This window comes from Nostoc paludosum FACHB-159 (assembly GCF_014698835.1).
GTDB lineage: Bacteria > Cyanobacteriota > Cyanobacteriia > Cyanobacteriales > Nostocaceae > Nostoc > Nostoc paludosum.
The window spans coordinates 341,544-348,810 of record NZ_JACJTU010000003.1; the positions used below are offsets into that span (position 1 = coordinate 341,544).

At 40.0% G+C, this 7,267-nt stretch carries 9 protein-coding genes; 6 read left to right on the plus strand and 3 right to left on the minus strand.

Annotated features, from left to right (window positions below; genetic code table 11):
- Positions 1-188: 188 nt before the first annotated feature.
- Genes H6H03_RS05195 through urtD form a run of 3 tightly spaced genes read left to right on the plus strand, consistent with a single transcriptional unit; the run spans position 189 to position 3,219 of the window.
- Positions 189-1,349 carry an ABC transporter permease subunit gene (locus H6H03_RS05195; RefSeq protein WP_190954066.1) on the plus strand — a complete coding sequence of 387 codons (1,161 nt, stop codon included), beginning with the start codon at positions 189-191 and terminating at the stop codon, positions 1,347-1,349.
- A gap of 30 nt (positions 1,350-1,379) precedes the next feature.
- Positions 1,380-2,495 carry an urea ABC transporter permease subunit UrtC gene (urtC, locus tag H6H03_RS05200; RefSeq protein ID WP_190954067.1) on the plus strand — a complete coding sequence of 372 codons (1,116 nt, stop codon included), beginning with the start codon at positions 1,380-1,382 and terminating at the stop codon, positions 2,493-2,495.
- Positions 2,470-3,219, plus strand: coding sequence for an urea ABC transporter ATP-binding protein UrtD (gene urtD, locus H6H03_RS05205; protein WP_190954068.1), 750 nt, complete (start codon positions 2,470-2,472; stop codon positions 3,217-3,219). The genes urtC and urtD overlap by 26 nt, the downstream gene beginning before the upstream one ends.
- 90 nt (positions 3,220-3,309) lie before the next feature.
- Here the strand turns inward: urtD and H6H03_RS05210 are convergent, their stop codons facing one another.
- Positions 3,310-3,897: a Uma2 family endonuclease gene (locus H6H03_RS05210; protein WP_190954069.1), complete on the minus strand. Its 588-nt coding sequence runs from the start codon at positions 3,895-3,897 to the stop codon at positions 3,310-3,312.
- Between the two features lie 12 nt (positions 3,898-3,909).
- Between H6H03_RS05210 and H6H03_RS41145 the strand changes: the two genes are divergently transcribed.
- The 3 genes from H6H03_RS41145 (at position 3,910) to urtE (ending at position 5,006) form a co-directional block, all read left to right on the plus strand.
- A complete protein-coding gene (locus tag H6H03_RS41145) occupies positions 3,910-4,041 on the plus strand; it encodes a hypothetical protein (RefSeq protein WP_277926130.1) in 132 nt (43 codons plus the stop codon).
- A gap of 78 nt (positions 4,042-4,119) precedes the next feature.
- A complete protein-coding gene (locus tag H6H03_RS41150) occupies positions 4,120-4,251 on the plus strand; it encodes a hypothetical protein (RefSeq protein ID WP_277926131.1) in 132 nt (43 codons plus the stop codon).
- A gap of 56 nt (positions 4,252-4,307) precedes the next feature.
- Positions 4,308-5,006: an urea ABC transporter ATP-binding subunit UrtE gene (gene urtE / locus H6H03_RS05220; protein WP_190954070.1), complete on the plus strand. Its 699-nt coding sequence runs from the start codon at positions 4,308-4,310 to the stop codon at positions 5,004-5,006.
- Here urtE and H6H03_RS05225 read toward each other — a convergent pair.
- Together H6H03_RS05225 and H6H03_RS05230 are read right to left on the minus strand one after the other, a co-directional pair.
- Positions 4,969-5,706: a hypothetical protein gene (locus H6H03_RS05225; protein WP_190954071.1), complete on the minus strand. Its 738-nt coding sequence runs from the start codon at positions 5,704-5,706 to the stop codon at positions 4,969-4,971. The genes urtE and H6H03_RS05225 overlap by 38 nt on opposite strands.
- A gap of 333 nt (positions 5,707-6,039) precedes the next feature.
- Positions 6,040-7,155: a cytochrome P450 gene (locus tag H6H03_RS05230; RefSeq protein WP_190954093.1), complete on the minus strand. Its 1,116-nt coding sequence runs from the start codon at positions 7,153-7,155 to the stop codon at positions 6,040-6,042.
- Between the last annotated feature and the right edge of the window lie 112 nt (positions 7,156-7,267).

Below are 7,267 nucleotides of genomic sequence, written 5' to 3' on the forward strand. Positions count from 1 at the left end.
TCGTAATTAATTAGAAATTAGGAATTAGTCAATCTTTATTTTGTACGGTGCGTTATTGCGAAGCGAACGCACCATTTAGCTTACTGCGTTAGGGGAAAAATATTTATTGTCGCTATGTTTAGCTACTTATGCTGTAACATACCCTAAATCTAATTACGAATTAGTTATATGGAGGGAGAAACAAACAAGTGTTAGCAGGTTTTTTAGAAGCTATCTTTAATGGTATTAGTATTGGCGCTGTATTATTAATTGCAGCGTTGGGGTTAGCCATTATATTTGGATTGATGGGTGTCATTAATATGGCACATGGCGAATTAATGATGTTTGGTGCTTATACAACGTTTGTTGTACAGAATGGCTGTAAACAATTGGGCGGTGTGTGGTTTGAAAGCTATATATTTTTGGCTTTGATTATTGCTTTTATTTTCACAGCCTTTGTGGGATTAATTTTAGAAAAAGGTGTGATTCGTTATCTCTATGGACGCCCCCTCGAAACTTTATTGGCAACTTGGGGAGTCAGTTTAATTTTTCAGCAATTTGTTCGCAGTGTGAATTGGGTTTTAATAATTGGCATAGCTATATTTTCTCTGCTATTTTTCGGCGGTTTATGGATTTTAAATTCTCGCACAAATTTAGAAAGAGTTCGTAGTTGGGCTGTGGCAGTTTTGTTATTGCTATCGGTAGGGATAACAATCATCACAGGCAATTTATTAAGCCAAACTTATCAGCTAGCAGTTACTCAACCTTGGTTCGGCGCTCAAAATGTCGATGTAACTGCACCTACTTGGTTACAATCAGGTATGTCTTTGGGTGGCGTGCAATTACCTTTTGCAAGGTTATTTATTATTGCTTTAACAATAATTTGTGTAGTAGGTATTTATTTATTTTTACAACGTTCTAGTTGGGGTTTAAGAATTAGGTCTGTGACGCAAAATCGCAGTATGAGTGCGTGTTTGGGTATCCCGACTCAAAAAGTTGATGCGGTTACTTTTGCACTCGGTTCGGGTTTAGCTGGTGTGGCTGGATGCGCCATTAGTTTGCTTGGTTCTGTGGGGCCGAATACGGGACAAAACTATATTATTGATACTTTTATGGTTGTTGTGGTTGGAGGTGTGGGGAATTTAGCAGGTAGTATTGTCGCAGCTTTGGCAATTGGTACGGCTAATTTTTTAATCGGTTCTGGGACTTTGGCTTTGTTGTTGAGTTCTGTTAAGCCTTTGGCGGATTTCTTTAATTTTTTCGCGACGACGAGTATGGCGAAGGTGATGGTGTTTGCGCTGATTATTGTGTTTTTGCAGTGGAAGCCTGGGGGGATTTTTCCGCAGAAGGGACGTACTGTTGATGTTTAAATTTCACGCAGAGACGCGGAGGCGCAGAGAATGAGGAAGAGGGGAGGATTATTGATTGAGGTGGGGGTGGTGGTGACGATCGCACTTTCCCTAATAATTATTATGCCAGTGGTGCTGTCAGAGTTTCGCCTGAATTTGTTGGGGAGGTTCTTGGCGCTGGCGATCGCCGCTTTGGGTATCGATCTGATTTGGGGGTATACTGGTTTACTGAGTTTGGGACATGGTATTTTCTTTGGTTTGGGTGGATATGCCATCGCTATGTACCTGAAACTGCAAGTTCCAACTGGTGAGTTACCCGATTTCATGGGGCTTTATGGAGTTACGGAACTTCCCGCTTTTTGGCAACCTTTTTATTCTTTCCCATTGACAATAGCGGCTGTGGTATTAATTCCGGGGTTATTGGCAGGATTATTGGGATATTTAGTATTTAGAAATCGTCTCAAGGGAGTTTATTTTTCTATTTTGACTCAAGCAGGGACGATTGTATTTTTCAACTTTTTTAATGGGCAACAAAAGTTATTTAATGGTACAAATGGGCTGATAGATTTTACAACTTTATTTGGGGCAACGGTCAGCGATACTAAAACACAATTTGTTTTTTATACGTTAACGGTGGTGTTTCTCGCAGCTACCTACGGTATTTGTCGCTGGTTGACAAGCGGACGTTTTGGCAGATTGTTAATAGCGATTCGGGATGATGAAAGTCGGGTAAGATTTTCTGGGTATGACCCTACTGATTTTAAGGTTTTGGTGTTCGGAGTTTCAGGGGCGATCGCAGGCATCGCAGGAGCATTTTACACCATTCAAAGTGGTTCTGTTTCACCCAGAGCGATGGATATTGCTTTTTCCATTGAAATGGTAATTTGGGTAGCTGTAGGAGGACGCGCAACTTTAATTGGTGCAATTGTTGGCACTTTATTAGTCAATTATGCCCGGACTTTTTTAAGCGAACAATTTGCTGAAATCTGGCTATTTTTCCAAGGCGCACTATTTTTGATAGTCGTGACAGTACTTCCTGACGGCATAGTAGGATGGTTGCGTAGTCAGAATTTTTCTCTTTTCAAACGCCGTCAAGAAATTGCTACATATCCTGCTTTAGAAGAAGACCCCGAAGTGCAACATGAACGCCAAAATATTGGAAACTGAAAATGTAACTGTTAGCTTTGATGGATTTAAAGCGATAAATAAGCTAAACTTTAGCATGGATGTAGGAGAATTACGAGTAGTAATTGGCCCCAATGGTGCAGGAAAGACAACATTTTTAGATGTAATTACCGGGAAAGTCAAACCAACAGTTGGTCGAGTTCTATTTAAAGGTAGAAACCTGGGTTCTTTCTCTGAACATCAAATAGCGCGGTTGGGAATTGGGCGCAAATTTCAAACACCCAGAGTTTACCTGAATTTAACACCCAGTGAAAATTTAGAAATTACCAGCAACCGCAATAAAAATGTCTTTTCTACTTTATTTGGTAGTTCTGGCGCTACTGAAAAAAACAATATTAAAGGTTTGTTAGAAACCATCGGTTTAACTTCTAAAGCAGACATTCCAGCAGCTTTACTTTCTCATGGAGAAAAGCAACGTTTAGAAATTGGGATGTTAGTAGCCCAGTCTCCTGATTTATTACTCGTTGATGAACCGGTTGCTGGTTTAACAGATGAAGAAACCTACAACGTTGGCGAACTACTTTTAGCCTTAGCGCAAAGTCATTCAATCTTAGTTATTGAACACGATATGGAATTCGTGCGTCAAATTGCTCGGAAAGTAACAGTATTACATCAAGGTTCGGTGCTGTGTGAAGGCAATTTTGAACAAGTACAAAATGACTCGCGTGTAATTGAAGTATATTTAGGACAACAACAAGATTTATAGTAAAAAAACTCTTTAAAAGTTATCAGTTAGACACTGCTTGTAAAGCGATCGCCATGTCAATTAAATCTTACTCAAAATTGCGATCGCAATTTATCTTTCAGCTTGATTTACTGCATCAAATATTTGTGATACTTTGAGATTTAGCTGACTAAATTGTGGAGATACAACTAAATCATTACCAGCAAAGTTACCTATCTCAGTATAACTTTTCTCAATAAGTTCTAAGATTAATATAGTTTGAGTTTCAGGGTCAATAATCCAATATTCAGGAATACCACAATCTTGATACTGCGATCGCTTGGCGATAAAATCTCTATCTCGTTGTAATTCTCCTGGGCTAACTACTTCAATCACCAGTAAAGGAGGTAGCATCTCTAAGCGAATAGTATTACGTTTTGCTAACTGCTGAATATGCTCTTCCCTAATAATTGTCAGGTCAGGATAACGGTTTCTGGGTTCTCCTCTGACTTCCAGTTCTAAACCATGTCCTCGCACTCTTTTATAACCTAACACAGATGCAAATTGAATTAATAAAAATGTGGCAATCTCAACATTAATTCCTGATTCTGGAGGCATCTCGATTAACTCTCCATTAAACAACTCATAGAGTTTATCTGAGCCATCATCATAAGATAGGTATTCTTCAAAGCTTTGAAATCTATGTTTAATTTGTAGCATCACAGTTGCTCCATGATGAGTCTCAATGCAAGTTTAGCCGATTTTGCACAGAACCAACGGGACTTGCCAATAGTCGCTTGCTTCTATTTTCCTTACCGAGGCGATCGCCTGCTCGCCCGCAAAACAGCATCGGAAGCATGTTAAAATTATTATCTGATAAAAGCTTTGATAATACGGTTGTTAAAAGAATATTCCATCGTAACGCTTAGATTAAGGTAAACAATGCCAGGAGTTATCGAAGTCAGCCCAGATGCCCCAATCATACAAGTGATTGAAGATATTATTTTGGTTGTAGAGTGTAGTAAACAGGGAGAGCTAAAAGGTCAAGTTCAGTATCTCCCGTGGGGAATTTGAAACTTTCAACGCACCCTATTACTCAATTTTTCCTCTCTGCGCCTCTGCGTGAACTAATGCTAAAAATCTCTAACCTTAACGTTTACTACGGCGAAAGCCACATTCTCCGCAATGTAGATTTAACCGTACCATCCGGACAAATGGTCTGCCTCATCGGACGCAACGGCGTAGGAAAAACCACCCTCCTCAAAAGCATCATGGGTTTACTCAAACCCCGCAGCGGTACAATTAACTTAGCCGAACAATTAATCAACTCTAAATCTCCAGACCAAAGAGCAAAATTAGGAATCGGTTATGTCCCCCAAGGACGAGAAATTATTCCTCGCTTAACAGTCCAAGAAAATTTACTGCTGGGTTTAGAAGCCAGACGCAAACCAGTCAAAAAAGTAGAAATCCCCGAAGAAATTTTTAGCTTATTTCCAGTCCTAAAAACTATGCTTTCGCGCATGGGTGGTGATTTAAGTGGAGGGCAGCAGCAACAATTGGCGATCGCTCGTGCTCTAATGGGAGAACCTCAACTACTCGTCTTAGACGAACCCACCGAAGGTATTCAACCCTCCATCATCATAGAAATTGAAGCCGCAGTCCGTCGCATCGTCCAAACCACAGGCATTTCCGTGTTATTAGTAGAGCAACATTTACACTTTGTCCGTCAAGCCGACTACTATTACGCCATGCAAAAAGGCAGTATTGTCGCCTCCGGTTCCACCGACGAACTCAGCCAAGATGTGATTCAACGTTTTCTAGCGGTTTAATTTCTGATATTTTTATCTCAATTTTATCAGAAGCAATCAAATGTGCTGCTTCTTGTAAAAGCTCATGTTGTTCCTTTTGAATTTCCTCTAAACGGCTAGAAATTTCTGCCAATCTTAGCTGCTTATTTTTTGGTAAATTCTCAGCTAATAAAACTGGCATATCGGTTTCTTTGATAGTTTTCATTCGTTGGATAGCAAAACTACCAACTTTAGTTAAAGAAAAAAAGCTAACTTTAACTAAAGCCTGAAGCAACTTTATTGGAAATTGGAGTATTGACCAACTAGCTGTTTCAATGACGCTGACAATTGCTTTGATAATACTCCAAAGTAGAGCCAGCACAAAAATTAGAATTACAACACTAATAATCGGATGGTTAGCTCCCCAACTGACTATTTGAATTAACCGAAAAATTACAGGGTGTTGTATCAGCCAATCATTAAAAGAAGAATTAATTGCTGTCTCAATCGCCCCTGATGTAGTACTTTTCAAGTGTTCAGCCGTTTGCCAAGTTTGTTCTAAACTTGTCGTAACTGTATCAATTGCTGTATTAGTCCTTGTAGTCGCTTGTGCTTTTAAAGACTCGCCAACTTCTTGTACTGAGTTAGTCAAAGAGTTAACGTTTTGGTTAACGATATCTTTCGCTGTTTGTAAGCGCTGTAAAACTTGTTGAGGCAAATTTATCTCTATAGGAAGTACCATAAAACATTTCCTATCAAGTCCTGCTAATCACTTATCATTATCCTCTCGCCTTTGCTTAATATCAGGTTCGGTTGAACACTGATAATTAGATCTGACGCAAAGACACGGGGACGCGGAGAATTTTGAATTACAAGTAATTAGGCAAACATAATATAACAACTGGCGTTGCATAAATGCGGGATGAATTAAGATTTTTGACGAAGGCTAAAGGTAGATTCTTTGCGCCTTTGCGCCTTTGCGTGAGGTAAAAATCATCCCTAGATTCAGCAATGCCTAACAACTAATATGCGTAATAGGCATATTTTCCCCTTGTCCCCTTAAGCAGACATGATATCACCGACGTTTAAATCGAACTCGTAACCCATCTTTAGGGCGATTAGGAATTCCCATTGTATCTAAACTTTGATTGGGTAAGATTTCCCAATCATAGCTCCGTAGAAGATGGGCAGCGATAATCTTCATTTCCATTTTGGCAAAGGCTATACCAATACAAACACGCGGGCCACCGCCAAAACCAACCAAACTAAAAGGATACTGTTTGTGTTCTTGACGCTGGGGGCTGAAGCGGTCTGGGTCAAAACGCTCTGGCTGAGAGTAAATTTCTGGCAGGCGATGAGTCAGTGCAATGGAATAATATAGTTGCCAACCAGCAGGAACATAAAAGCCTTTAAATTCAAATTCTTTCACAACACCACGAAATCCAGCACCAACTGACGGACGTAGCCTTTCAACTTCCCATAAAACTTGGTCTAAATAAGGCATTTGCCCCAGTTGTTCTAAAGTTAAAGAATTAACATCAGCAAATTTTAGTTGTTCTTCCCTAGCACGTTGCAGTACCTCTGGATGACGGGCTAATTCTAAACACAACCAAGTCAACATTGTAGTTGTGGTGTCATGTCCAGCAAAAAGTAGTAGTACCGCTTGGGCAATGAGTTCTTGTTCGCTCAGAGTGTTACCATCTTCATCTTGCGCTTGCACTAACAAACTCAGAGCATCTTTGGTTGGATTTTGCTGGCGTTCTCTGACGACCTTAGTTACATGCTCTAAAATTTGATTACGAGCTGCTAATGCTTTACTAAATTTAGTAAATGGTAAAGGCAATGGATTAATAGCAAATAATCCATTTGATAGGGTTGTAAACAAATTACTCAGGTGCATACCTTCGGTGCCAGGAGGTGTACCCAACAATAATTGACTAGCAATATCAAACGTCAGTTGTTTAAACTCCGCAAACCAGGTAAGCTCCTGCTGCTTTTCCCACTTTTGCAGATAACTACGTGTGATATCTTCCATAGTGGCAACATAATTCGCCAATGCTGGGCCGTGCAAAGCTGGCATCATCAAACGGCGATTTTTACGATGTTCCTTTCCATCTTGCAAAAAAAGTGATTCGCCCAGCAAAATCTTGAAATTAGCAGGCCATCCCTCGCGCCAAGAAAAATTCTCTATATGGCCAGGACTTACGCAACTGGCACAAAAAGGGGGTAAGGTGCAGCCCTACCCAGCGACAATTCAACTCAAACCAAGCACATAAAAATACTTGGGCGTTTTAGTTGCTGAA